21 protein-coding genes are annotated in these 23,161 nt (G+C 43.7%); 10 read left to right on the top strand and 11 right to left on the bottom strand.

Translation table 11 applies throughout. The annotated features are described in order from the left end of the window. Window positions 1-47 precede the first annotated feature (47 nt). Window positions 48-3,527: an LPD7 domain-containing protein gene (locus ACLIIY_RS29670; protein ID WP_434529592.1), complete on the bottom strand. Its 3,480-nt coding sequence runs from the start codon at window positions 3,525-3,527 to the stop codon at window positions 48-50. Next, window positions 3,521-3,874 carry a relaxosome NikA gene (locus ACLIIY_RS29665; protein WP_270052214.1) on the bottom strand — a complete coding sequence of 118 codons (354 nt, stop codon included), beginning with the start codon at window positions 3,872-3,874 and terminating at the stop codon, window positions 3,521-3,523. The genes ACLIIY_RS29670 and ACLIIY_RS29665 overlap by 7 nt, the downstream gene beginning before the upstream one ends. 247 nt (window positions 3,875-4,121) lie before the next feature. Between ACLIIY_RS29665 and ACLIIY_RS29660 the strand changes: the two genes are divergently transcribed. The 3 genes from ACLIIY_RS29660 to ACLIIY_RS29650 are packed head-to-tail and all read left to right on the top strand — an operon-like array spanning window position 4,122 to window position 5,821. After that, window positions 4,122-4,622, top strand: coding sequence for a hypothetical protein (locus ACLIIY_RS29660; RefSeq protein WP_434529591.1), 501 nt, complete (start codon window positions 4,122-4,124; stop codon window positions 4,620-4,622). 15 nt (window positions 4,623-4,637) lie between these two features. Then, window positions 4,638-5,366: a StbB family protein gene (stbB, locus tag ACLIIY_RS29655; RefSeq protein ID WP_434529590.1), complete on the top strand. Its 729-nt coding sequence runs from the start codon at window positions 4,638-4,640 to the stop codon at window positions 5,364-5,366. A 5-nt stretch (window positions 5,367-5,371) separates the two neighbouring features. Beyond that, complete coding sequence (locus ACLIIY_RS29650; protein ID WP_434529589.1) at window positions 5,372-5,821, top strand: hypothetical protein; 450 nt, start codon at window positions 5,372-5,374, stop codon at window positions 5,819-5,821. Window positions 5,822-6,194: 373 nt separating this feature from the next. Here the strand turns inward: ACLIIY_RS29650 and ACLIIY_RS29645 are convergent, their stop codons facing one another. The 4 genes from ACLIIY_RS29645 to ACLIIY_RS29630 form a co-directional block, all read right to left on the bottom strand. Next, window positions 6,195-6,341 (bottom strand): hypothetical protein, encoded by a 147-nt coding sequence (locus tag ACLIIY_RS29645; protein ID WP_434529588.1) that lies wholly within the window; start codon window positions 6,339-6,341, stop codon window positions 6,195-6,197. Window positions 6,342-6,393: 52 nt separating this feature from the next. After that, window positions 6,394-6,738: a type I restriction endonuclease subunit M gene (locus ACLIIY_RS29640; protein ID WP_434529587.1), complete on the bottom strand. Its 345-nt coding sequence runs from the start codon at window positions 6,736-6,738 to the stop codon at window positions 6,394-6,396. Window positions 6,739-6,821: 83 nt separating this feature from the next. Then, window positions 6,822-7,106 carry a hypothetical protein gene (locus ACLIIY_RS29635; RefSeq protein ID WP_434529586.1) on the bottom strand — a complete coding sequence of 95 codons (285 nt, stop codon included), beginning with the start codon at window positions 7,104-7,106 and terminating at the stop codon, window positions 6,822-6,824. A 605-nt stretch (window positions 7,107-7,711) separates the two neighbouring features. After that, window positions 7,712-9,073, bottom strand: coding sequence for a DUF3560 domain-containing protein (locus ACLIIY_RS29630; protein WP_434529585.1), 1,362 nt, complete (start codon window positions 9,071-9,073; stop codon window positions 7,712-7,714). A gap of 818 nt (window positions 9,074-9,891) precedes the next feature. On the opposite strand from ACLIIY_RS29630, the gene ACLIIY_RS29625 reads away from it, so the two are divergent. From ACLIIY_RS29625 to ACLIIY_RS29615, 3 genes are all read left to right on the top strand, one after another. Then, window positions 9,892-10,044, top strand: a complete 153-nt coding sequence (locus ACLIIY_RS29625; RefSeq protein ID WP_434529584.1) for a Hok/Gef family protein — start codon at window positions 9,892-9,894, stop codon at window positions 10,042-10,044. A gap of 110 nt (window positions 10,045-10,154) precedes the next feature. After that, window positions 10,155-10,748 carry a DUF2913 family protein gene (locus ACLIIY_RS29620; RefSeq protein WP_228085892.1) on the top strand — a complete coding sequence of 198 codons (594 nt, stop codon included), beginning with the start codon at window positions 10,155-10,157 and terminating at the stop codon, window positions 10,746-10,748. Between the two features lie 45 nt (window positions 10,749-10,793). After that, window positions 10,794-11,006, top strand: a complete 213-nt coding sequence (locus tag ACLIIY_RS29615) for a hypothetical protein (protein WP_434529583.1) — start codon at window positions 10,794-10,796, stop codon at window positions 11,004-11,006. Between the two features lie 70 nt (window positions 11,007-11,076). On the opposite strand, the gene ACLIIY_RS29610 is transcribed toward ACLIIY_RS29615, so the two are convergent. The 4 genes from ACLIIY_RS29610 to ACLIIY_RS29595 form a co-directional block, all read right to left on the bottom strand. Beyond that, window positions 11,077-11,469 carry a hypothetical protein gene (locus ACLIIY_RS29610; RefSeq protein ID WP_289882580.1) on the bottom strand — a complete coding sequence of 131 codons (393 nt, stop codon included), beginning with the start codon at window positions 11,467-11,469 and terminating at the stop codon, window positions 11,077-11,079. Next, window positions 11,470-12,771 carry a hypothetical protein gene (locus tag ACLIIY_RS29605; protein WP_434529582.1) on the bottom strand — a complete coding sequence of 434 codons (1,302 nt, stop codon included), beginning with the start codon at window positions 12,769-12,771 and terminating at the stop codon, window positions 11,470-11,472. Window positions 12,772-12,903: 132 nt separating this feature from the next. Continuing rightward, window positions 12,904-13,599, bottom strand: coding sequence for a hypothetical protein (locus ACLIIY_RS29600; RefSeq protein WP_434529581.1), 696 nt, complete (start codon window positions 13,597-13,599; stop codon window positions 12,904-12,906). 229 nt (window positions 13,600-13,828) lie between these two features. Beyond that, the gene (locus tag ACLIIY_RS29595; protein ID WP_085576793.1) at window positions 13,829-16,831 is read right to left on the bottom strand and encodes a Tn3 family transposase; all 3,003 of its coding nucleotides are present in this window, start codon (window positions 16,829-16,831) and stop codon (window positions 13,829-13,831) included. Window positions 16,832-16,988: 157 nt separating this feature from the next. On the opposite strand from ACLIIY_RS29595, the gene ACLIIY_RS29590 reads away from it, so the two are divergent. The 3 genes from ACLIIY_RS29590 to ACLIIY_RS29580 all read left to right on the top strand — a co-directional run bounded on the left by ACLIIY_RS29590 (window position 16,989) and on the right by ACLIIY_RS29580 (window position 19,378). Further along, entirely contained in the window at window positions 16,989-17,546 is a 558-nt protein-coding gene (locus tag ACLIIY_RS29590; protein WP_031419876.1) for a recombinase family protein, read from the top strand. Between the two features lie 616 nt (window positions 17,547-18,162). After that, complete coding sequence (locus ACLIIY_RS29585; protein WP_371807222.1) at window positions 18,163-18,957, top strand: hypothetical protein; 795 nt, start codon at window positions 18,163-18,165, stop codon at window positions 18,955-18,957. Beyond that, window positions 18,947-19,378: a hypothetical protein gene (locus ACLIIY_RS29580; RefSeq protein WP_024699793.1), complete on the top strand. Its 432-nt coding sequence runs from the start codon at window positions 18,947-18,949 to the stop codon at window positions 19,376-19,378. Before ACLIIY_RS29585 ends, ACLIIY_RS29580 begins: the two co-directional genes overlap by 11 nt. Before the next feature lie 26 nt (window positions 19,379-19,404). On the opposite strand, the gene ACLIIY_RS29575 is transcribed toward ACLIIY_RS29580, so the two are convergent. Then, window positions 19,405-19,989, bottom strand: a complete 585-nt coding sequence (locus tag ACLIIY_RS29575) for a recombinase family protein (RefSeq protein ID WP_024699794.1) — start codon at window positions 19,987-19,989, stop codon at window positions 19,405-19,407. 154 nt (window positions 19,990-20,143) lie between these two features. On the opposite strand from ACLIIY_RS29575, the gene ACLIIY_RS29570 reads away from it, so the two are divergent. After that, the gene (locus tag ACLIIY_RS29570; RefSeq protein ID WP_024699795.1) at window positions 20,144-23,125 is read left to right on the top strand and encodes a Tn3 family transposase; all 2,982 of its coding nucleotides are present in this window, start codon (window positions 20,144-20,146) and stop codon (window positions 23,123-23,125) included. The last annotated feature ends 36 nt before the right edge of the window (window positions 23,126-23,161 follow it).

Here is a 23,161-nt window from a genome sequence, read left to right as displayed (position 1 = left end):
CCCTATCCTTTCGGATTGGGGCTTTTTTCGTTTCAGTATTGGAAAAACTATTTGAGCTTCATTCCTTGTTGTTTGGTGTTCACCTCTTCCACCACATTCGCATTCACGTCATACGTCTTAGGTACGGGCTGAGTGGTTTTTGCTTTCGAGCGGTCGAGTAACCCAAACTGCACTTCATCCACGCTGTAGTGCTTCAAGAACGGATCATTGCGAATGATGCGCTCCACCGTTGTCTTCTCAAATTTATTTGGACTTTCGCCGTTTATGGTCACGCTGGTTTTACCGCTGAGCTTATCCCATCCATAATCCACCGCGAAAGTGGCAGGTTTGAGTACATCCGAAACGTTGGTTTCTGTTACCGCTTGAGCCACCTCACGCCCTTTCAACTGTTCCAGTTTTTCAATGTTCTCTTGCGCTGGTTCCGCTTGACCACGTTCCCACTTACCAACTGTCGATGATGAAACGCCCAATTGCTCTGCAAGGGCTTTTTGTGACCATTGGTGCGTATTTCGTAACGCTTTGATCTCTTCGCTCATGCTCAATGCCGTTTGAGTACCAGCTTGAACGCTCGATTCAACCGACGAACGTTGAACCTCAACCACCCACTCATTACGTTGTGTCGATATCGTCTCTGGTGGGAGCTTGTTGCCCTGCTCATCTTCTTTTTTCACCTGCACTTCAACATCTTTTGTGCCAGCTTTAGACACCGACACTTCATCACCAATCTGCGCCCCACTCTCTTCTATGGCGTCTTTCAACTTCACGCCCCACTTCGTTTCACCATTACTCAATTCAACAAAGTAGCTTTGACTGTTCCCTTCTTTGTGCTGATACGGCGCCTGACCATGCGCGACCAAAGTAACCGGTTCTTCTTTCACTTCCTCTTTTGTAGACGGACGATCAGGTATTGAAGTCTCATTGCCAGAAGACGATGCCAGATTAACGTGGGCTTTCTCCATTGCATTATTTTCATCTACTGCCGTTGAGGTAGACTTCGTTTGTTCCGTTGAATGTTCAACCGCACTCGCTTGCTTCAACTCTTCTTTGCGGCGCACAAACTCCGCCTCCATCGCTTTGTCTGCAAAGACAATGTTCAAGTCTTTGCTCACGGCCACATCCATCACTTGCTGCTTAAATTCTTTTGTCCCTGTGATTTTGACCGTGCCGAACTTCTCCGCCGCTAATGTCAGCGCCACCGCCGTATGATTGAGATCGGGTTTGCGACTGTGCATCACCAACTTCTCGCCCGTATCACGAAATATTTTCGTGCCCGTATTCTTATCTGAGAAATCCACATACTGTTTTTTCTCATTCTTACTCGCCACCAAATCATTCATCGTCAATGACAGTTGCGCAGCCGTTTCTCGCGCTTTCATGATCCGTTTGGCCGTTTCCGTCAAACTGAATTCTTCTTTACCTGAGTGGATCGCATTCTCTTGCGTCTCTGGTGTTCTAAATCGTTCTAAGCTGGATAATGGCATCGGTAGCCCTCCAAATCGTTCTTTACGTTGTAAGTGTTTAAGCAAACGAATTGACTCATCCAGTGGAGAACGACTTCGCCACCCTTGCGTCACTTGATTGCTGACAAACACAATGGAATTGATCGCGTGTTGCTCATGACGTACACGCTGCTGATGGCGCTGTTGACCATACAACTGTTTTAAAATGGGTTTCGTCTCTTCCCAACTCATTCCCATATGCTGAGTACAAAAATCACTGACGTTATAGGCGCGTTTTCCCGTACTAATCCGCGCCGATCCATCTTTGGCTTTGAAATGACGGTAATGGTCTTTAACTAATCCGTGCGTATCGGAAAGATGATCAAGGAGTACATTCGCTTTCAAGTGCTGCCGTATCTGGCGAAAGCGAGCCAGTTCATCTTGTGAATGCTTGTACTCCTTGTGGTCCTCAATCAATTGCGTGACATACGACTCACTATGCTGCGCATCCGCACGCAAGCGTCTAACGGCTGATAGAGTATGATGCGGCGCTGTGGCGTGACGATGTAACTTCAATCGAGATGGAAGACGGCGAGCACGAGGAAGAGAAGCCTTGTTAGAAGGCGGACTTTTCCGTGGTTGATGGCTGCTCTTTAAATCAGACACACGAGGCAAACCTTGAGGCGTGGTATTAAATGATGTTGGCAGCCCTTTTTCTAATCTACGTTTTGTAGAGAAGCGTTTTAATCTTCGAGGTTCATCACCAGTCCGTCGCAGTTGAGGACTTCGACGGGATTGTTGCTCTGCCAGATGATGCGATTCATGATTGTGCAGTAGTTCTGTAGAACCAGTTCGCCGTTGTCGTCCTGCTGTAGCCACATGGTATTGGGGCACACCTGACACGCGGTTGGAACGGTTGGCAACGCTTCTGGCGGCAGTTCGTGAAGCACTAAGCTCTCGATCACTCGTCCGTCTGCGCGTTGAAATATCCCCGTGGCGCTCTGTGGTTCGACTTGGGGCATGAGTTCGGCTTCGCTTAACGACTCGGATAGGTCGCTCTGCTCGGTCAGAAAGTCGGGTTCCGGTGCTAAGGTCAAATCGTCGATAATGTTGTTCTCGTTGTCCATCTAAAAAGGCTCGCTTTTGTTCTTTAGGGAGAGATTGATACTGCTTACGCAGCTTGGGGGAGCCAGCATGAATGTATTTCACTTCATGCGCTCGTTCATTCACCCACTCGTCAACTAAGTCATTGACTTGCTCTTGAGTCGGTTTTTCACGCTTTAAAATTCGGCGTTCAATAAAGTCAGGTTGAAAGCATTGATCCGTTAAGCGCACATTACGCGAACTGCCATGAGGTTTGATTTTTAAATATTCGTCAGGCTTGCCAGCTTTACCCACTGACACTTCACCGTAATTCGCTAATTCCTGTTTAAAATCCGCCATACTCGAAATATTCTTTTCTTGTATCGCATCAAATAATGTCGATTTCAGTTCGTTATTGGCACCTTTAAAATTATCGCCTTTGTATCTGGCCAATAATTTTGATTGATCGATTTTGAAAACACGTTGATTATCAAATGGAGAAATTAAATCATGTTCATGATTAATTTTTTCTTGTATCGCGTCAAAATATTTTAAATTTGAACGAAACAATCCCCTTGGGTTCAAGTCTTTTCCATCCAAAAGATTCTTTCTAGGGATCACCATATGAATATGGGGAAATCGTTCTACCATTTCCCCTGTACTTTTATCAGTATAAGATTTTATTTTAGGGACATGTATTTCAGCATAGATATTGTATTCTTCTGGTAAATAAGCTGACATGACGTTACTTTTATAATCATCATAAATCGTTCTTATTTTTTCTTCATCAATATCACGTTCAGCAAAACTAAGAGTAACATGCAGATAATTCTCTGGTTTATCCGTTTTAGCCATGTCTTTAATAAGAGTATCTGTTAATGATAAATCACCATCAATACAGATCCGTTTATCTAGTTCATCCCTATGCTGTTCACGGTCAGATTTCATTCCATCACGTAAATACTCGGCAATACCATCTTTACCACCACGAACGCGAACTAGCATTTATCGATGCCTTTCTCAAAAGCAGAACGTACCCCCACTAAATCATTCATGATTTTTATATAGTTGCGTTCACTAACCACCTCGCCACGATAGGCTTGGTGAAGCTTTTTCGCTAACTGATTAATGTTATTTGACGCTTTGTTAGCAAGAAATAGCATCCGTTTCCGGCTTTCTTCTTCCTCTGCCGATTGGTTTAAGCAAACCACATTATTCTTATTAGACAATATCACCTTTCTAAATAACGTCGCCTTTTTTAATCCCGTTATTCCAATAATCTTTTTAAATGGTTCATATTCTGTTGGAGTCAGTTTTGCTTGAACATGAACAGTCGCCAGTTCTTTTGTCATGAATAACTCGTAGAGTTCCGAAGGGGTATTAGGGGATATTATCCCCTAAGTACGCGAATGTATACATTCGACCGCGTGCCTGTGGAATTCTCTAGGGTCAAAGTGACCCTAGAGAATTTAGCAGAACTATAGCTTTTTCTAACGTTTTTCTGGACACTAATAAAGCAATGAAGCCAAAACCTCACTATTACCGAAGCAAACGACAATCATTTATTCAACAAAAATAAAGCAAAGCTAAAGCAATACCATGAATGAACCATTAAATAAGTTAAAAACTGATATAAAAAATGAAATTGAACAGCAAGGCTATTCTTTGCAATCTTCATTCACAAAGCATGTTCACGAGATTGTTTCATTAAAGAACAGTGGCGTTCAATACCAATTCATTCACCAAAAATTAGAGCTTGGTATTAGTTTGCCGCACTTTCACAACTTACTTCTGAGAGCAAAGAAAAAACGCGCCAATGACGAAAGTAAAACCGCTTCTCTCTCGTCAGAAAGTAAAAGTGCATCCTGTTCATCTGCAAATGAACAAAAAGCATCACCTCAACAGGCTCATAAGCCAGCTTCGTCGATAGATATCGTCGAGTGGAAAATGATTATGCCTGATATCTCCGAAACGTTAGTTCGAGACATTGTTAGTGAAGGTTATTCCACTCTCGATGTTGAAGAGTGGATTAGAGCAAATCAAATCCCTAATTCCAGTGCGCTAAGACGCTTCTTTAGTGCACTCAAAGTAAAGAAATAAACAAGGATTCATCCTATGGATTACATCAAAATCGCCGTTCTCAATCATTCTGGTAATGTTGGTAAAAGTACCATCTGTAATACTCTGCTTTTACCTCGTATTGAAGGCTCTGAATTGATTCGTGTTGAAACCATTAATGAAGATGGTTCAACAGGTGAGAAGTTAGCCGCTAAAGATATGACTAACGTCATTGAGAAAATTGATATCCTCGATAAAGCCGTTATTGATATCGGTTCGTCTAACATCGAAAACTTCATTAAAGGCATCAAAGAAAATATCGGTGCTCATGAAGATATTGATATTTACTTGCTGCCAGTAACACCAGACATTAAGCAACAAAAAGATACCGTAAACACCATCTTTGAATTGTATGACATGGATATTGAACCGCAACGTATCGGTGTATTACTCAACCGTGTGGATTCATCCGCACCACTAGAAAGTCAATTTAATGTATTGCTAGAATCTGGCGCACTTGAACAGACCGCCACAAACAATATTCGCAAATGCGTCATTATTCCTGATTCAGAAGTGTTCACGCTAATTAACCTCATGGAAACGACTTACCATGAAGCTGTTAATGATGATACAGATTACCGTAAGGCCATTCGTGAAGCTAAAGATAAAGACACGCGCTCTGGTTTGTCTTTAAAGAAATCATGTCACCGTTTAGCGAAGTCATTGGATGAAAAGCTTGATATCGAGTTTAAAAAACTGACGTCATTATTTGATTTGCAGGAGTGAGCATCATGAGTGAAGGAGTACCCTACCCAAAACTAACGAAACTCTTAACCGTCATGGAACTTCAAGACATTCGAGAAGAAATTTTGTCGCTATCAGAAGCCCTTAAATCTGTACCTCGTGAGTATGATGCCTCTTTTCAGCAAAAGACAAATCGTGTTCTCGATATCACCAGTGAAGTCGAACATCACACCAGAAAACTGCGGAACGAAATTGAAGAGGCGCAACGCCTCTTCAAGCAATCGGTTACTGACAATCAAGACACTTTTCATAAATCCATTAGCAACCAAATTTCTACTGGTCAGGTGCAGCAACTTGGACACATTAAACGGGTCATTGATGAAAAATTAAGCACTAAAAAAGCGCTCACTTTTGCTCAAGTGCTCACGCTTACTTTAGCAACAGCACTGGTCACTGGGGCAAGCATTGGGGGCGTATTCTACGCTTTAGCGTTTTAGAACCAGCGTAGTTTTCTGGTAACAAATGAATAAGAAAATAGTTCGTTTGGAGCACACCTTCCGACCTTCACACATACCCACAATCGGACTGGAGATTTTCCCTAGCGGTCTCCAGTTGTCCTTATGTGTATATGTGCAAACGTCTACTCTTTACCAACCAACAAGCCTTCCGCAGGAAAATTGTTGCTTGTGCGAAGCATTTTTGCGGGGACGGCGCAAAAACAACAATTGGGTAGGCAAGAGACACGGACTTATCCATCATGAGGAACGTGAGACCTCCGGATTTACTCTCACGCCAATTGTGGGTAAGTCCGTGTCTTAGTGAAATTGACGCCCCACGAAGTGGGGCGCGGCGATTAAAAATCAGCACAGCTTATACGCTGGAACATTCCCAAATAATTTCTTCTCCACGCCCTTGCTCGTACTTCAAATCTTCTTCATTCAGGTAGCCACTACCTGAGCCGTCCCACGTACAATAGTACGCCTGACGTTCTTCACTCCACCATTGAACGGTAATCATCGTCACTTCCTAGAGGCGAACCACGCAGTGGTTCGCCTGTTTTTGTTATCGGTTAATATTCGTGAGGGAATAAAACAGTGGTCACACTGCGATCCCACTCTGTAATAATCCAGACTTTCTCACCGCCAAGCTGGTAAGCAGAAACCACACGCAACCCGTTGTGCGTGGCTTCATCGTTAGCGATCTTGTCTTCGGTGCAAACATCCCCCCAATCACCTACAGCATGACGGAGCAGCAGCGGCAACAACGCCCCGTCGAAAATGCCTTGTTCTTGCATCATGTTCGCAATGCCGCGAGTCATGACCAAACGACCAAAATCAAAAGGTTTTGCGTTTGGGGTGTAGTTTTCCTCTGTATTGGTGTTTACATCAGGGTTGTTTTCGTTTACATTTTTCATGCTTATACCTATGTAAGTAATTAAGAAATGCCTTAGCTTTTTCTGTCGCAAGTTGGAGCTAAGGCGTTTTTGTATCTGCCCTATCAAAAAGGCAGACGTTCAAACCGATAAACCTTGTCAAAAGTGGTTGATTCGTCAGTCACAACAAAGTCATTTAAACGCTCGCGCACCCCTTCAAAGTCAGCCGAAAAAAATTTAAAGTCCTGCATTTCAAAACCTGCATTCACAAGCTCATACGGGCGAATATCGCTACCCTTTGCCACGTTAAAAAACTCATCTTTAGAGGCAGCCTTCGACTCCAAGTTCGAGAACTTGGTCGCTTTGGACTGCTTAGTGATGGTTGAGCGAATTGCGTTTGAGTCAGTCATGGCAGGGTTCCTATGTCAGTGAGTGTTCATCTTCGTCGTTGCCTGACTGTCTACTCCGCAATCATGGTTCTTCTCTGCAGAGGGCGCGCAGCGTTTATATACCCTTGCAGATAAGGTTCTGATTGAGGATGGTTAACAGGAAGAAGCAAGGCGGAGTTGAACACTCACATAGGAAACCAATGACTGGCGAAAAGGTAAGGCGCGATTTACCAGCCACTTAGCTGGCTAAAGTGAAAGTTTTTTCGCAACGAGGAACGAGGCGCAGCGCGTCGCTTCAGACGCATAGCGTAGGCGTTTAGGATTGCAGCGATATCCTTTCAGGTAGGGGCTGTAGAGCGACACGACCAGGGGCGGCACTTGTGACGTTTCGGGACGATGACGGTCTTAGTCCATAGATGGAAGATACAAGCGTAAAGCCTTGCCGCTTGCGGTAACGCCCAATTCAAGCCCAACATCTAGTGATAGTTGCAACTAGAGACAACACCACATATTGATTATTTCCAACCGCTTGTGAGTAAGTACGAGTAAGCCGATAGGCTCTTGGGTACGCGGCGAAGAATGAGCCGCGCTCGCAAAAAATCCAGCCCGAAGGCTGGATATGACCACTACATTTCTTTCAGTCCCTCAACAACAAACTGCGTCACTCTCACGGCGTTCCCCGTCATTTTACGTACCCATGCTTTAGAATAACGTGACCATTTAAAACCATTAGATTTAAGCACCTTTCTCACCGCTTCCGATGGGATACCATCAAACGAAAATTTGATGCGCCCGTCTTCCTCGTAAAGCGTCCAGTTTACGCCCTCTACCTCGCCAGCATCATCTAAAGGCGCTTCATTGTGCAGCTTTTCTAGTTCCTCGATGCGCTGTTTCGTTGTTCTAATGGTTGCGTTGTTATTCTGTAGTGCGTAGCTTGGAAAACCCACTCGACCGCAAAAGTCCCCTTCTAGTAGCTCTGCTGCATGTTTTTCGGTGAGCTTATGAGTTTGTATCATGTACTCAACTTTGTCTGTGTTACTCATGTGCTTTGAACGGATCACCTTATTAATGGCTTTCATCATTTCCTGACTGCGCTCAAGGTTCGCCAGCTTATCTTTTAACTTTTGGATCGCTTCTGGGTCGTCTGACGCTATCCCTGCACTTCCTACACTTGCCGCTTTCGCTTCTAGATAGTCCGCCTTATCTTGCGCCTCAACCGATTTGCGCATGTTGTTATCGATATTTTCAATCAAACGACGGTGCTTACCTTCGCTGTGGTGGCCAACAAGAATTGGTTGTCCGAATGGTAGAACATTCCCCAACTGGTGAGCGGTTTCAAAACGGGTATTAGATTGTGCTTGTGCTTTTTCCGCTCGCGCTTCTAAACGCTCTTTTTTGCTCTCGATGCGCTCTTGATAATCGCCAAGACTGCTAACTTTGCGGGTCTTGGTGTCGTCCGTTGGTGGGGTTGGCTCTGGGTGCTTTTGGTCGTGATTAAGTGGTGAAATGTAACCTTGCTCTAGAGCTTCGGTCACTTGCGCAAAGGTAAACATAAGCTTTTCAACCTTTGAATTTTCTTCCTCTACCTCTTCTTTTTCTAGAGAGAAAGTCATCACCACATCATTTGAAAAGTGATAAATGCAGTCGCAAAACTTCGCGCACGTTAATACACCATCTTGTACTGTCAACATGATCACCATGTCCGAATATTCACGCTCATACCACGCCCAAAAATCCGATTTAGGCATGGATACTGGCTCATTGTGACGGAAACAATCATCCATACCCATAGATTGGGTTTCTAGCGTTACGGTGTCAGCATAAGCAAGTAACTGAGCGATTTTCTTTTTCGCATTCTTACGTAACTTACGACTCGTAAAAGATTTTAAAAACTCATCTTTAGAGTTGGCCTTCGGCTCCAAGTCCGAGAACTTGGTCGGTTTAGGCTGCTTAGTGATGGTTGAGCAAATTACGTTTGAGTCAGTCATGGTGAAGTTTCCTATGTTTGTTTGAGTTTTCATCTTCGTCGTCGTCTGACTGTCCAGCCCTCAAGCATGGTTCTAAATGACAAGGGCGCGAAGCGGCTCTGCCTTACCTTGTCATTTAGGGTCTGATTGAGGATGGTTAACAGGAAGAAACGAGACGTAGATGGGAACTCACATAGGAAACGGCATGACTGACGAGAAGGTAAGGTGCGATTACCAGCCACTTAGCAGGCTAAAACGAAAGATGTTTTTTGCAACGAGGAACGAGGCGCAGCGCGTCGCCTCAGACGCATAGCGAAGTTGCGTTATGGGATTGGGTGACAGGAACTTAAACGAACAGAGCCGGCTAATACCAAGTGAAGTATGAACCTGGTATTAGCCAGCTCGTATTGAGTTAAGTTATCGGCACGAGAAGCGAAGCGACGAAAAGCCCGACCGCTTGCGGTAACGCCCAAGATTCCTACTGTATTACGAAAGTATGTTGTTCTTTCCAACAACGGCCCCAGAACAAACACAAAGATACTTTCTTGACACACCAGAACCATAGCATCGATTAGCTGGATAAATAATTCAATTCTTATTCGTATGCGTACGTTTAAGAGAGGATATTTTTAAAACGGGATTGAAAAACAAAAGGATAGAGAGAGAAGCCGAAAAGCTTTAGAATGTCGCTGGGTGCTCTTGGTTTTCTACCATGAGCAAAACCTGTTTTGTAAGTGGTAGAAAATACAAAGCCCCGAATGAACTATAAATTCAAACGAGGCAACGTATATGTATCAGACAATACAAATACTAGCCTCTTCACTAACTGGAGGCAAGTTATGCCGAATAAAAAATACGCTCTTTTAGGGCTTATCACTGTTTGTATTACCGCGCTATGCGCGTTGTGGCTAGTACGCGACTCACTGTGTGAGTTTGAGTACCACACCGTGAATACAAATGTTCTGGCAAAACTCGCCTACGAAGTGAAGTAAGCTGGACAGGGAGAAGGTTACAGGATCCTTCTCCCTGATTCAGTATTGTTAAGAGACTGGCCAACGAGCACCCATATTTCACATCATGTATAAAACAACCAAACACAGCGATGCAAATCAAACGAGATTTTGACTACTACCATAACCTTCACGATACCGTCACTCACGCCCTGCTCCACCTACTCAGTAAAGTATCAACGACAAATCGCCACGTGCCGGTGCAAACTCGCAATGAAATTCTCATCAAATACTTAAAACCTAAGTTAAAAGATAAACGCTTAGCCAACATCAAAAAAGACATTAAGCTGATGCTCAATGTGGCGAGAAAACAAGGGGGAAACTTAGAGATGCGATTGCATGATCTGAACTCACAAGCCAATCGAACGAAACTTGTTGGTGCTGAAAAGTTGTATAACCTACTGGTGCATTTATACGACGAAGAAGGGATCGAGTCACGATTGTTTGAAGAAGGCAGCGAAGCAGAACCTGGTATTCTTTACATGATTGAAGAGCAAATCGAACACGGCTTTGATCAAGAGCATAAACAAGTGGCACCACTGTCCATGCTCATCCAATTAGAACGCGCACCAGAGCTCATCGAGTCCATCAACCATCACGGCCTGTTCCTTGCTGAAATGAAGGAGTGGAATGCCCAGACACATCAAGCGCATATCCTAGTACATCCCGTTAACTATCGGGTGTAATGCAGCAGAAACGTATGCGACACACGAACAAAGGACACCAATTCTATGCCAACTTTTCACGTTACGTACTTCAATGCGAAAGAGAAGAAAATTGAGGAAGAAAGCATCTTCATGAAGAATCTAGCGGCCGCAAAGCGCTCAGCGTCTCACCATGCTCCTGATGACACTCGATATATAGAGATCAAAGACTTAATGGAAAGAGAACTCACGCGCTATGACGATGGCAACGGTTGGAAGGACACATCTAAAGAAGTATAACGTCAAAATGGCAATGACATTTTGACGTTATTCACCGAGTAAGGACTGAGTTCGCACTTAAGAATTTAAGTTAAATTATATGAAATAATTTACCTATTAAACCAAAGCAAAAAACACCGACCCAGCTCCACATTCCTAACGCATTAACCCACATAAATACTTTAAATTTAGTTGAATTCGTTGTTGAACGCTTACGAATGAATGGGTATTTAAACCAATAATCAAAACAACGACTGCCAATCTCCCAAGATAGCTGGTACTTCGGGCGCATATAGCCTTTTTCGTCATAATATTTATCTAGGTCTTTCGCTAATTGCTTATCCATAAAAATAATGTGCTTAAAGCTACCTAAAGATACGATTGCATTCATAATGACAGCCGGTACTGCCCAAATGATGGCATATCCCCCAAAAATAGCTGCGGGGATCATGATAAAGAACTCCCACCAAACAGCGTTTGACATTTATTCAACCACCCATTCATAGATATCATAAGCAAGATCACCGCCAGCTTTACCGGCAGTAGATCCAATAACACCACCAATGGCGCCTCCAATAACTGCGCCACCTATTGTGGCGATCGCTAGAACAGGAGCTGAAGCTGTCACACCAATAGCCAAGGCAATCGCGACTCCAACGCCAGCAGTTCCGCCTTTAACTCCACCATACCAACCACCAATAAATCCAGCGATCTCTCTAGTCGTCGTCTTACCACAATCCCCTGAACTATCGACCTTACATGCCTCATAGATACTACTCATACCGCTGGCTGCACCAACCACTAAACCGACATAACCCAAACCTCTTGCAGCAGAAATACCTATCGCAATGTTGCCAATGCGCTTACCAAGCTCTTTCACAAAGCCTGTTTTTAAGATTTCATCCGCATTATGAATGACGGACTTAGTGGAGAGTTTGAGACTACGCTTGATTTGCGTGTAAATAGGGAGTTGAACACTTCGCTTGGACAACATCGCAAATGAGCCATCGAGCTTTTTAAACAGATCAGCACGGTCAGCAACGAATGCACCATAATTCATCCCCATCCCTCCAGTACGAGTCGCCATTGCAACTTGAGAAACATAGAGGTTGTTGATCTCTAATAGTACGTTTTGGATGTTCTTTAGGTTTTGTTCGACAAGTGCCGCCGTTGCTCCAACACCTGTACCTACTTGAGCATAAAAATCCGTCGGCAAACCATCTGTGCGAATTCTTTCATCCAATTGATGAGAGAAAAGTTCAAAATGACGGTTAAGGGTGGCCACTTCCTCATCCAGAAGTTTGCCTAACTCTGTGCTGGCGATCTTGGCTTCTTCTAACCATTTATCGAGCAAACGTTGCTCTTCTGATGTTTGTGGCTGCGTGGTAGGGAGTAGAACAATTTCCCCCTGACGGACGGGGTCGTTAAGATGAACATTGCACTGTTTGATGGTTTGCTTTTGTTCTTCCGTGGTTTCTGAGGTGAAAAGACTTTCCCACAGTTCATTCTGTGACTGTGTTACAGGCGATTGCATCCAACCAAGTTCAAAAGTGACCTGTTGACGCTCAGCAATGACGCGTTCACGGTTCCTCGCCCATCGGTCGTAGTCTTCTTGGGTAAAGGTTAATTCGGCTTGACGCTCTCGTCGCTGACGTGCCGCACGCTCTCTAACCGTTTCCTCTCGAACTGGTGGTTTTTTTAGTGCCTCTTCATCATGCAGAGGCTTGTACCCTCCCCCAGAAGAACTCAACGGCTTTTTCTTTTTATCCAAAAAATTATGTGGCATTAGACACCTAACTTCCAATAAATATCGCTATTAAGCCATCATAACGGCTCTTTTAAGTGGGTGTTATGGTTCATATGGAAAATAGCCGACTTCACTATCAAAACGCTCACTTTGCAGCATAGCGTAATAGCATCAACTCATTGCTTTGAGAACGTCATAGACCTTTCGAACAGTATTAACAGCATGGCCAGTTTCCGCGCTCGCTTTCCGAAGCGATAGCCCGTTCTCATGAGCCCTGACCACATCGGGGTAATCTTCCAGTAGAGTATCTGCTTTTTTGCTTGGCCGACCCAAGTGCTGATCATTGAGCAACTGAGAACGACGCTGGCCGCCTCGAACCTTTCTCTGGTGATGGCGGTACGTAACAGAGCATTCGTGACCGTTCACCTTGCGTTTACCAAGGTTGCGAATATCTTCGTTTAGTAAGTGTGGAGGAATACTTAATAGGTCACTGTATTCAGTTAGAGAGCCTAGTTTATGTTGTTGTGGTTGCATCAACTTCAACAAACGCTTTTCTAGGCTTCCGAAGTGATGAAAGAACCCAAGCGCTTCAATATTCTGTATGCGACCAAACTTCTCTAAATCACGGCAGATCTCCGGCGTTCGCTCTTCTATGCTTCGAGTTGTCATTCCGACTTTGATCAGCGGGTAACAAACCCCATCTTGCTCCAAGCTGATCCGCAATACATACAGATGTTGTTGCAGAATAGTCGCTAGGCGAAGTCGGAAAAACTTAGCGGTTTGAGAGTCATGAGCTACATCATGTGCGATCAACAGCTTTTCCTTCGCTACAAATAGCGCCTCTTGGAGCTCTGCATAATCAGGCATGGACAAATATCGCCCCGCGCTAGAATTGAGAGTGAGCAACTGTTTAGCACTCTTTGAGAGTCTTGGTTGGTCATCTCCTTCTTGAAACTCAACAAGTCCTGAAACGACCAGTTCATCGAACACAGCCCTTTGCTTCGACGATAACGGGGTTTGAGGTCCAACGGAACGAAAGTGTACGTTTAGAGGGTTAAGTTATTGATAAGACGTAATTTATCTTTCTCATATCGACTCAATATTTATCACTATTATTAAGGTTTAAAGGTCTTAACTCTCCTTTCTCTAAGTCTTCTGGCAAGGTAAATGTGTAATGACCTAACATATTGATATGTTTGTATATTAGTGGGGATAGCCGAGATATATCGTCTTCTATAATTTCTTCATTATTGGACCGCATCCAATCTAATGCTTCCTGCATATAGAGAGTATTCCATAACACGATGGCATTGGTAACGATACCTAAAGCACCTAGCTGATCTTCTTGCCCCTCTCGATAGCGCTTTTTAATTTCTCCACGTTGACCATAGCAAACCGCTCTAGCGACGGCGTGCCGACCTTCTCCTCTATTGAGCTGTGTTAAGATCCTACGGCGATAATCTTCATCGTCTATATAGTTAAGCAAGTACAAGGTTTTGTTCACTCTGCCAACGTCCATAATGCCTTGAGCTAAACCTGATGGACGGCTGCTCTTGAGCAAAGACCGAACCAGCTCGGATGCCCGAATAGTGCCGAGCTTCAATGAGCCAGCGGTTCGCATCATTTCATCCCACTGCTCTTCAGCTTTTGAAAGATCCGTACAACTTCGAGCTAGATCATCTAGCGGCCCGTAGTCAGCAGACTTATCTACTCGCCAGAATACCGCTTCTCCCGCATCCGCCAACCGTGGGGAGAACTGGAACCCTAGCAACCAGAATAAACCAAAGATAATATCACTCGCTCCGGCGGTATCTGTCATGATCTCAATGGGATTGAGCCCTGTTTGCTGCTCCAGTATTCCTTCCAATACATAAAGTGAGTCTCGTAACGTTCCTGTCACGACGATGCCATGAAAACCAGAATATTTATCTGAGATGAAGTTGTACCAAGTGATCCCACGTCCAGCACCAAAGAATTTCCGGTTCGGACCTGCATTCACTGTTTTTGCTGAGGAAATTAAACGCATTCCATCCGCGGAAGCAACATTTCCGTCACCCCAAGCATTTGTTAATGGTTGTTTTATATGGAAATTAACTAACCTAGTATTCGCGTTAGTTAATGTTTCTGCTCGAAAATAATTTTGTTTAACCCAACTTAATCTGTGCCGAGTTAGGGCTGGCACATTCGATTTGATCAATGGTTCTAGACCGATATTGCAAGCTTCAGCCATCAATACCGCACATACACTGATGTGTAACCCCTGCGCTCTTGCCTCGGACTCCCTAACGTGGGTAAATTCCTGTGTAAAGCCTGTCCAAGCATCAACTTCGAGTAATAACTCCGTTAAGTCTACTGGCGGGATCAACTGCTTTACTCGGCGATTCAGAGTTTTTAATGACAGAGACTCTTCAAGTTTATCTAAATTCGAAATGGTCAATGATGGGTGCTTACCATTGGTACAAATACTCACTTCGGTGTTTTCATCAAATCTGTCAGCGACTTCTCTCCATGTATCGTCTAATTGTCGCGCGAGCTGCCGCATAGCTTCATGACCGTTCGTTGGATGGCCAAGAGCTCGACAAACGGGCACTCGTTGAGCTTGCCACGCTTCACCATTTAAGAGCTTTTCTCTAGGATTACCCCAACGGTCACTCTTTGTCACCCAGACGTCTCGGCGGCGGAGTGAATCTTGCAGACGCTCTAAGAAACACAAAGAGTAACCGGCGCGTTGGATACGACCATCCCCGTCATATACAAGCCTTTTCCATGATGTCTTAACGATGTGCTCAGGCGCATCGTCGAGAAAACGTCTTTTTGTCTTTTTCAGCTCGGCAAGGTAATGAATGCTTTCCAGTGTACTCTCCCCAGCGGCAACCGCTGAGAAATGAAGCTCCTCTAGAACCGTCGGTAAAAAGCGTTTAACGCGCCCATATTGCTCAACCATTTCGTCATAAAAATGATTGTTCTGGGGGCGAGCGAGCTCATTGATTTTTTCAACAGACTCAAGCAGATTCTCTTCTGAAACTCGCTTAAATATCGACGTTCTCAGTTCCGTGTCACCGGTTTTTTCGTCAAGCAAAACAGAGCAAGCTCTTGCTAACAACAAGGCTGCTCGGTCAAGGTCTTTTAAGGTTCTGAGTCGCTTTTTTTGACCGATTTTTTTGGCTTCGCGTGTAATATCAGTGATCAAGAGGTCGAGTACATCAATGGCGTCATCCAAAGCAATAATTTCTTGCGCTTTGACGAAAGCTGTCAGTACTGCAAGCTTTCGCTCCTCTGGCATTCGAGAAATATACTTCACTGAAACCATCCCCGCATAGCGAGCCAAGTTACGCAGTTGTATGAGAGGGAGATCTGTAAAATTTAGTTTAGAGATCTCTAAACTACGCAAGGTTGAATATTGAGAGAGTGCACTCAGAACGGAGGGACCGCTAATGGTGGTTGGGCCTTTTCTTAGTAATTCAAGTTGTGATAAGCGTTGACCTTCAGGCACTTCCAATAGCGCCAGCAACTGAGCCTTTTGCCATTGGTTGGGAAGTGCGGCCAACTTCTTCCAGAGTCTTTTCTGTGCTCGCTCGCGAACTTCACTAATCAAGCGAACTAATGTTGTGGCGCCTGGGAGCAAGACCTTATTTTGAAGTAGCCAGGCAGTAGCAAAATCAAACATGAGTCCTGGACGTTCATTACTCAACCATGCTCGAGCGAACAGTTGTCTCTTTAGGCGAAAAGACCAAGGAAAACGACCAAAATCTCGATAGCCGTAATGCTCTTTAATTAGAAAGGTGTGTTCTCGGTGAGTGGTGGGACGCTGAGCGTAACGCATGATCACTTGCGGATGACGGATCCCAATTTGTTTGGCGACAAACTGTTTCACACTGGGGTAAATCGGCTCTAAGTCGGTAACGAATGTTCCAAGAAACCGAACCGTGGTCAGTTGTAATGCTATCCCTAAACGATTGTGCTTTCCTCGACGTTGCTGGATAAACGCCAGATCGCGCTCATCAAGATGGAAGTAACGAGCTAATTGAACATCATTTGGCTCGGCGGCATAACACCCATAGTTTTGCTTTTGTTCCTCGGTCAAAAAATCGACTGGCATATTCTTTTCCTACAAACTGAAAATTTAACAATCTCGCAACTGTCCGAAATGTTATAATTTATCAGACACCATAAAACAGATACTTATAAGTGTCTATTTAATCGACAAAGTGAGATAGTAGACACATATTGTCCACTATTCGATATAGGAGACGATTTTGAGATTATTTGGGTATGCTCGTGTATCGACCAGTCAACAATCCCTCGATATTCAGCTCAAGGCTCTAAAAAGTGCTGGCGTGAAGCCGAGCCGAATTTTTAGTGACAAGGCATCCGGCAGCAACAATGAGAGAAAGGGGCTTGAATTACTTCAGATGAAAGTGGAAGAAGGTGATGTTCTCTTGGTCAAGAAGCTGGACCGACTAGGCCGTGACACAGCAGACATGATCAGTTTGATCAAATTATTTGATGGGATGGGTGTTGCCATCAAGTTTCTAGATGATGGGATCAGTACTGAAGGTGAAATGGGAAAGATGGTGGTCACCATCTTATCTGCAGTTGCCCAAGCTGACCGCCACCGAATACTAGAACGAACCAATGAAGGGCGAATAGAAGCGAAATTGAAAGGGATTAAGTTTGGGCGTAAACGAACAGTAGATCGAAAACGGCTCAACGATTTGTATACTCAAGGCGTAGGAGCGACTGACATTGCGCGGCAACTGGGCATTGCACGCTCGACAGTATATAAAGTGTTAAATGAAAGTGACTCAAACTAAGTCTTTGTTTAAAAAGGCCTAAATCCAGAATAAGAATGCACTAAAAGAAACGATAATCAATAAGTAAATGACGATAGTACAAAATTGATGGTATCGGCATTCGCTGAGTATGAAATGAACTTCCGATAAGCGAAGTTGAATAGAATCATTTTCAGGTGAGGCGTTTTCGCTACTTTGTATGTAACGTTCCAAGGAGTCGAGTTGGTTTACGATCTGACTGACGTCATTACGGAACAATGTGAATGTATGTCTAGGAAGTAGTCGAGCATTGGATAAAAGTTCTTTCGATGCCTTTTGTATGTCCATATTCCCACTCAAGCTATTCAATTATTATAAATAGTAGTGCATATAAAGAAAAGGCGCTAGGTAATAATAAATTTCATTAAATACAGATAGATAACCCTCTAAACGTACACTTTCGTTCCGTTGGACCTCAAACCCCATTTATAACTTTTGAGCAAGTTTTTGCCCCGACGCTTTAGCTGTTATTCTCTTCTCTGTCAGTGGAGTGAGAGTAGTACATATGGCAACTAGAGAGAAACATCTACAATACGGCAAATCGCTTGGGCTTTGGCAAGGTGGACGAAAAGTGATTGAACCGGACGTGGACAGGCGCATCGAGCGAGTCAAGGCGGCATTAGCGGAGCGTGATGCAGAAGAGTTGCGCCAAAAGAGAGCGGTGCAACAGGAAAATGCGTATGTCAGTGACAGTTTATTGGCTTCTCAAGAGGCTCAGAAACACTCCTCGCAATACGCTGAAGGCAAAAGTATTGCTGAAATCTACGGGATCCCCGTACATACGGAAGGTTTAGCCTCTCAGCTGGCGTTGAGTGATTCTATTGGTTTGCAATGCTCTCTTGAAGAAGAAATGGCGAAGAACCATCAGCATGTAATGATTGTTGATCTTGAGGATGCTCATAAAATTTTGCATAACGTTTGGCTTGATGCTGGTAAAAACGTTGCTGCTCTTGCTATGAGTATCAATACAGTGAAATCATGGCTCAAACATGCGTTTGTGAATGGTACACGCATCAATATGGATGGGAAAAAATATCCGCTTAACTCGTTTAAGTCGATGCAAGCTGGCTTTAGCCCTCAATCTAGGGCTGCAAACTTTAAAGGAGCCGGAGCCTTAACGTTTGTGGTATCGGCCAGCATAGCCACAACCGATTTAATATTTAAGGATGATTATCACCTAGTGGATTGGTTCGGCAATGTTGGCTCTGACATGTTCAAATTTATGCTCCAGAGCGCAGTTGGTGAAGCCGCCTTATTTGCTGCTGCTTTCTTAGGTCAACCCATAATTATCGGTGCAATTGCTGTAACAGCGACATATGTTCTAATTGAATGGGCTTGGGGCGAATACAAAATTTCTCAAACGATAGTTGAAAGGTTAGAAGGTGCGATATAAAACTAAAATCCGTTTGGCTGGCTTGTTTTTTATTTCATTAATGTTGCTGTGTTGGCTTTATCCTTCTTATGGGGTTTATCTGGATTACCTTGATCTATTGAATCGAGCCGATACTGTGCAAGTCTCCATTATTACTTTGTGGGTTCCTGTTGGTGTTTTTGGGGTTTTAGTGTGTGTGCTTTTTATGACACCTAAAGCGTTGCTATACGGGAAAAAAATCAATGAGCTTTATTCTCAAAGAGCTATGCAGTTAGCTAACAAAATTAGTCTTTATTTTGCATTAGCAGGTGTGGCGTTTGCTGCTGGATGGACATATCACTCTATCGACTTGTTAGAAAAATATGGGTATGTGTACAGTCGGGATTTGACTAAGATAACCCCCACCGGTATTCATTTGATGTACATAAAATCGAGACATTAAACGCTGATAAAGAGCCCTAATCAAAGTTAAATTAGGGCATTGGCTGTACGAACCCTCATAACGGTTTGCCTTGTTGTATTGAATACACGAGCGATAGAACTAATACTTTCTCCGTTCTTTATTCGTAAACAAACTTCCTGTTGTTGCTCTTTGTTAAGTGATGGAGGGCGACCAAACCGCTTACCTTCAGATTTTGCACGAGCTATTCCTGCATGAGTCCTTTCAACAAGTAGATCTTTCTCAAACTCAGCCACAGCGGAAATAACTTGCATCGTCATCTTTCCAGCCGAGCTTGTTAGATCTACGCCCCCTAAAGCCAAGCAATGAATACGGACACCTAATTCTTCTAAATGCTCGACAGTTTTTCGGATGTCCATAGCATTGCGCCCCAATCTATCTAATTTGGTCACAACAAGCACATCGCCTGGTTCTAATCGATCGAGTAATCGAGAAAACTCAGGACGTTCATTTGCCGCAACAGAGCCGCTGATGCTTTCTTCCATGATACGGCGTTTCTCTATATGGAATCCTGCGGCTTGAATTTCTTGCCGTTGGTTTTCTATCGTTTGCTCTAAAGTGGACACTCGACAATAGGCAAAAACACGTGACATAGTTCATTTTCCTGTACGAAAAGGGAGTACTAATTACAAAGGGTGTACGAAATTACTTTGGTATAGTTTAGTACATATTATATGGTAGGGGTACGAAACCGAACAGTTTCGTACATGTATTTTCTATCAAGCTCCAATAAGTTAGGAAGATGTTATGCCGAGACGACAAATATTGAGTATCGAGGAAAAAGAAAACCTGCTAGTGATACCTGATGACGATATTATCTTGACTCGGATCAGCTTCCTTAGCGACCAAGATATCAGTTTGATAAACAAGCATCGTAAATCAGAAAACCGATTTGGCTTTGCTATCATGCTTTGTTACTTGCGTGGGCCTGGGTTTCTTCCTGATACTCAGCACCCTCCCCATGGGGGCATTGCATCTAGAGTTTCGATGAGACTGTCCTTGTCTTCTGACCTTTGGGGGAAATACGCAGAAAGAGAAGAAACTCGCTGGGAACATTTAGCAGAGCTATATCGTTATCTCGGTTTGAATCCCTTTAACAAGCAGAGAAAACAGGATTGTATCAATCATCTTCTACCCCACGCAATGCGAACAGAACGTGCATTTCTTCTTGCTGAAGAGATGCTTGAATGGCTACATAATAACCATATAATTTTTCCCACAATTGAAGTTATTGAACGCACATTAGCTGAAACCACAACTCTTGCCGATAAAGCGGTATTTTCTTCTCTCACTACTTCTTTAACTCAGAAACATCGAGATGCGCTTGATAATCTTCTCGTATCCGAAGGGGGACGACCTTCACGGTTAGCGTGGTTGTTGCAGCCGCCAGGGACAGCAAATGGAAAGAGTGTCTTACGACATATCGATCGACTAACGACCATACAGAATATAGCTTTACCAAAAGGGATAGAAAGAAGCGTTCATCAAAATCGCTTATTAAAATTGGCACGTGAAGGGAAAAAGATGAGTAGCAGAGATCTGGCCAAGTTCTCCGCTAAACGGCGATATGCAACATTAGTCTGTGTACTAGAAGAAGCCCGAGCTACATTAACTGATGAGATCATTGAGCTACATGAACGAATACTAGGGAGTATTTTCAGCAAGGCAAAATATTCACAAGCAGAGCGGCTTCAACAATCCGGCAAACTTATCAGGAATAAACTACGCCAATACATATCAGTAGGTGAAGCACTATTGAATGCGCGACAGTCTGGTCAAGATCCTTACGAGGCTATTGAAGACATTCTTCCTTGGGAAGCGTTCGTTACCAGTATTGAAGAAACTCAAAGCCTAGCGAAAAGAGACAATTATGATCCTCTCCACTTAATCATAGATAAATACAGCACATTAAGAAAATATGCGCCACGAATGTTGTCTACTTTGCATTTCAGTGCAGCTCCTTGTGCAGTGCAACTAAAGAGTGCTTTAGATGTACTCACACACATGTACAGAAAGCAGCTCAGAAAAGTTCCCGCTTCAGCTCCACTGGACTTCATTCCGGAAAACTGGAGAAAACTGGTGATGACACCTTCCGGAGTTGATCGAAAGTATTACGAATTCTGCGTTCTAAATGAACTTAAAGGCGCATTACGTTCAGGTGATATATGGGTAAGTGGTTCAAGACGTTATAAAAATTTTGATGATTATCTAACCCCATATCAAGACTTTGAAAAAGCTCGAGATAATGAACAACTGCCTTTATCGGTATCAACGAATTTCCATGAGTATTATCAGTCCAGAATAGCCTTGCTTTCATCCAGATTAAAGGAAGTCAACACGCTAGCTATGATTGGTGAATTACCAGATGTTGAGGTATCAGATAGAGGGTTAAAAGTCACTCCTCTTGATAACAGTGTCCCTCCAGAGGTATCGTCCTATGCTGATTTAGTTTACGGCATGCTGCCACACCCTAAAATCACTGAGATACTAGATGAAGTAGACCGTTGGACTTCTTTTACTGACCACTTCACTCACCTTAAAAATAGGCATGGAAAGCCAAGGAACAAGAAGTTGTTAATGACGACAATTCTCGCTGATGGCATAAACTTAGGTTTGTCAAAAATGGCGGAATCCTGCCCAGGCACAACTAAAACATCATTGGAAGGCATACAGGCTTGGTATATAAGGGATGAAACGTATTCGTCAGCGTTAGCTGAGCTCGTCAACGCTCAGAAAAAATGTCCGCTGGCTACTTTTTGGGGAGATGGTTCAACGTCGTCTTCTGATGGGCAAAACTTTCGAGTAGGTAACCATGGGCGTTATGCAGGTCAAGTTAATCTTAAATACGGCCAAGAGCCTGGTGTCCAGATTTATACTCATATTTCAGATCAATACAGTCCTTTTTTCACGAAGGTAATCAGTAGAGTCAGAGACTCAACGCATGTGCTTGATGGATTGCTTTATCACGAAAGTGACCTTGAAATAGCCGAGCATTACACCGATACAGCAGGCTTCACAGAGCATGTCTTTGCTTTAATGCATCTACTAGGATTTGCCTTTGCCCCACGAATTAGAGATCTTCATGATAAGCGCTTGTATATAGAAGGAAAGCCGGAGCAATACCCAGGACTTAAATCCATTATCTCTCCAACAAGTTTGAAACCAAAAGATATCGAGCCACATTGGGATGAGGTATTGCGTCTTGCCACATCAATTAGGCAAGGGACAGTCACCGCTTCTCTGATGATGAAAAAACTGGCTAGTTACCCCAAACAGAATGGATTAGCTAAAGCATTAAGAGAAATTGGCAGATTAGAAAGAACGTTGTTCATGCTTGATTGGCTTCGAGATCCGGCTTTGCGCCGCAGAGTACAAGCTGGTTTGAATAAGGGTGAATCACGTAATGCTCTTGCTAGAGCTGTTTTTATGCATCGGCTTGGGGAAATAAGAGATCGAAGACTTGAGAATCAAAGCTATCGAGCAAGTGGACTGACTCTACTTACAGCAGCAATTACATTATGGAATACGGTGTATATAGAAAGAGCTATAGAGGCCCTTAAACGAAAAGGTATCGAAGCGGATGGAGATCTGATTGCTCACCTATCGCCACTTGGTTGGGAACATATTAACCTCAGTGGTGATTACATATGGCGCACCAATACCAAGTTATCACCGAAAAGATTTAGGTCATTAAGGCCTGTGGATTTAAAGTCGTACAAGAAGCCTTAACGTAGGATATTTTCCGTTTTCCAATAAATCCCCTGT

Origin of the sequence: Vibrio sp. K4, from assembly GCF_051122595.1 — a bacterium.
GTDB classification, from domain to species: domain Bacteria; phylum Pseudomonadota; class Gammaproteobacteria; order Enterobacterales; family Vibrionaceae; genus Vibrio; species Vibrio owensii.
The sequence above is the reverse complement of the archived record's forward strand: the minus strand, read 5'-3'. Positions and strand labels throughout refer to the sequence as shown.

Bases quoted from the DNA above. Each gene is read 5' to 3' on its own strand.
- ACLIIY_RS29630 (WP_434529585.1), bottom strand. From the start codon at position 9,073: ATGACTGACTCAAACGTAATTTGCTCAACCATCACTAAGCAGCCTAAA.
- ACLIIY_RS29635 (WP_434529586.1), bottom strand. From the start codon at position 7,106: ATGACTGACTCAAACGCAATTCGCTCAACCATCACTAAGCAGTCCAAA.
- ACLIIY_RS29650 (WP_434529589.1), top strand. From the start codon at position 5,372: ATGAGTGAAGGAGTACCCTACCCAAAACTAACGAAACTCTTAACCGTC.
- ACLIIY_RS29660 (WP_434529591.1), top strand. From the start codon at position 4,122: ATGAATGAACCATTAAATAAGTTAAAAACTGATATAAAAAATGAAATT.
- ACLIIY_RS29605 (WP_434529582.1), bottom strand. From the start codon at position 12,771: ATGCCACATAATTTTTTGGATAAAAAGAAAAAGCCGTTGAGTTCTTCT.
- ACLIIY_RS29640 (WP_434529587.1), bottom strand. From the start codon at position 6,738: ATGAAAAATGTAAACGAAAACAACCCTGATGTAAACACCAATACAGAG.
- stbB (WP_434529590.1), top strand. From the start codon at position 4,638: ATGGATTACATCAAAATCGCCGTTCTCAATCATTCTGGTAATGTTGGT.
- ACLIIY_RS29645 (WP_434529588.1), bottom strand. From the start codon at position 6,341: ATGATTACCGTTCAATGGTGGAGTGAAGAACGTCAGGCGTACTATTGT.
- ACLIIY_RS29625 (WP_434529584.1), top strand. From the start codon at position 9,892: ATGCCGAATAAAAAATACGCTCTTTTAGGGCTTATCACTGTTTGTATT.
- ACLIIY_RS29600 (WP_434529581.1), bottom strand. From the start codon at position 13,599: ATGCCTGATTATGCAGAGCTCCAAGAGGCGCTATTTGTAGCGAAGGAA.
- ACLIIY_RS29670 (WP_434529592.1), bottom strand. From the start codon at position 3,527: ATGCTAGTTCGCGTTCGTGGTGGTAAAGATGGTATTGCCGAGTATTTA.
- ACLIIY_RS29570 (WP_024699795.1), top strand. From the start codon at position 20,144: ATGCCGAGACGACAAATATTGAGTATCGAGGAAAAAGAAAACCTGCTA.
- ACLIIY_RS29620 (WP_228085892.1), top strand. From the start codon at position 10,155: ATGCAAATCAAACGAGATTTTGACTACTACCATAACCTTCACGATACC.
- ACLIIY_RS29595 (WP_085576793.1), bottom strand. From the start codon at position 16,831: ATGCCAGTCGATTTTTTGACCGAGGAACAAAAGCAAAACTATGGGTGT.
- ACLIIY_RS29610 (WP_289882580.1), bottom strand. From the start codon at position 11,469: ATGTCAAACGCTGTTTGGTGGGAGTTCTTTATCATGATCCCCGCAGCT.
- ACLIIY_RS29615 (WP_434529583.1), top strand. From the start codon at position 10,794: ATGCCAACTTTTCACGTTACGTACTTCAATGCGAAAGAGAAGAAAATT.
- ACLIIY_RS29575 (WP_024699794.1), bottom strand. From the start codon at position 19,989: ATGTCACGTGTTTTTGCCTATTGTCGAGTGTCCACTTTAGAGCAAACG.
- ACLIIY_RS29665 (WP_270052214.1), bottom strand. From the start codon at position 3,874: ATGACAAAAGAACTGGCGACTGTTCATGTTCAAGCAAAACTGACTCCA.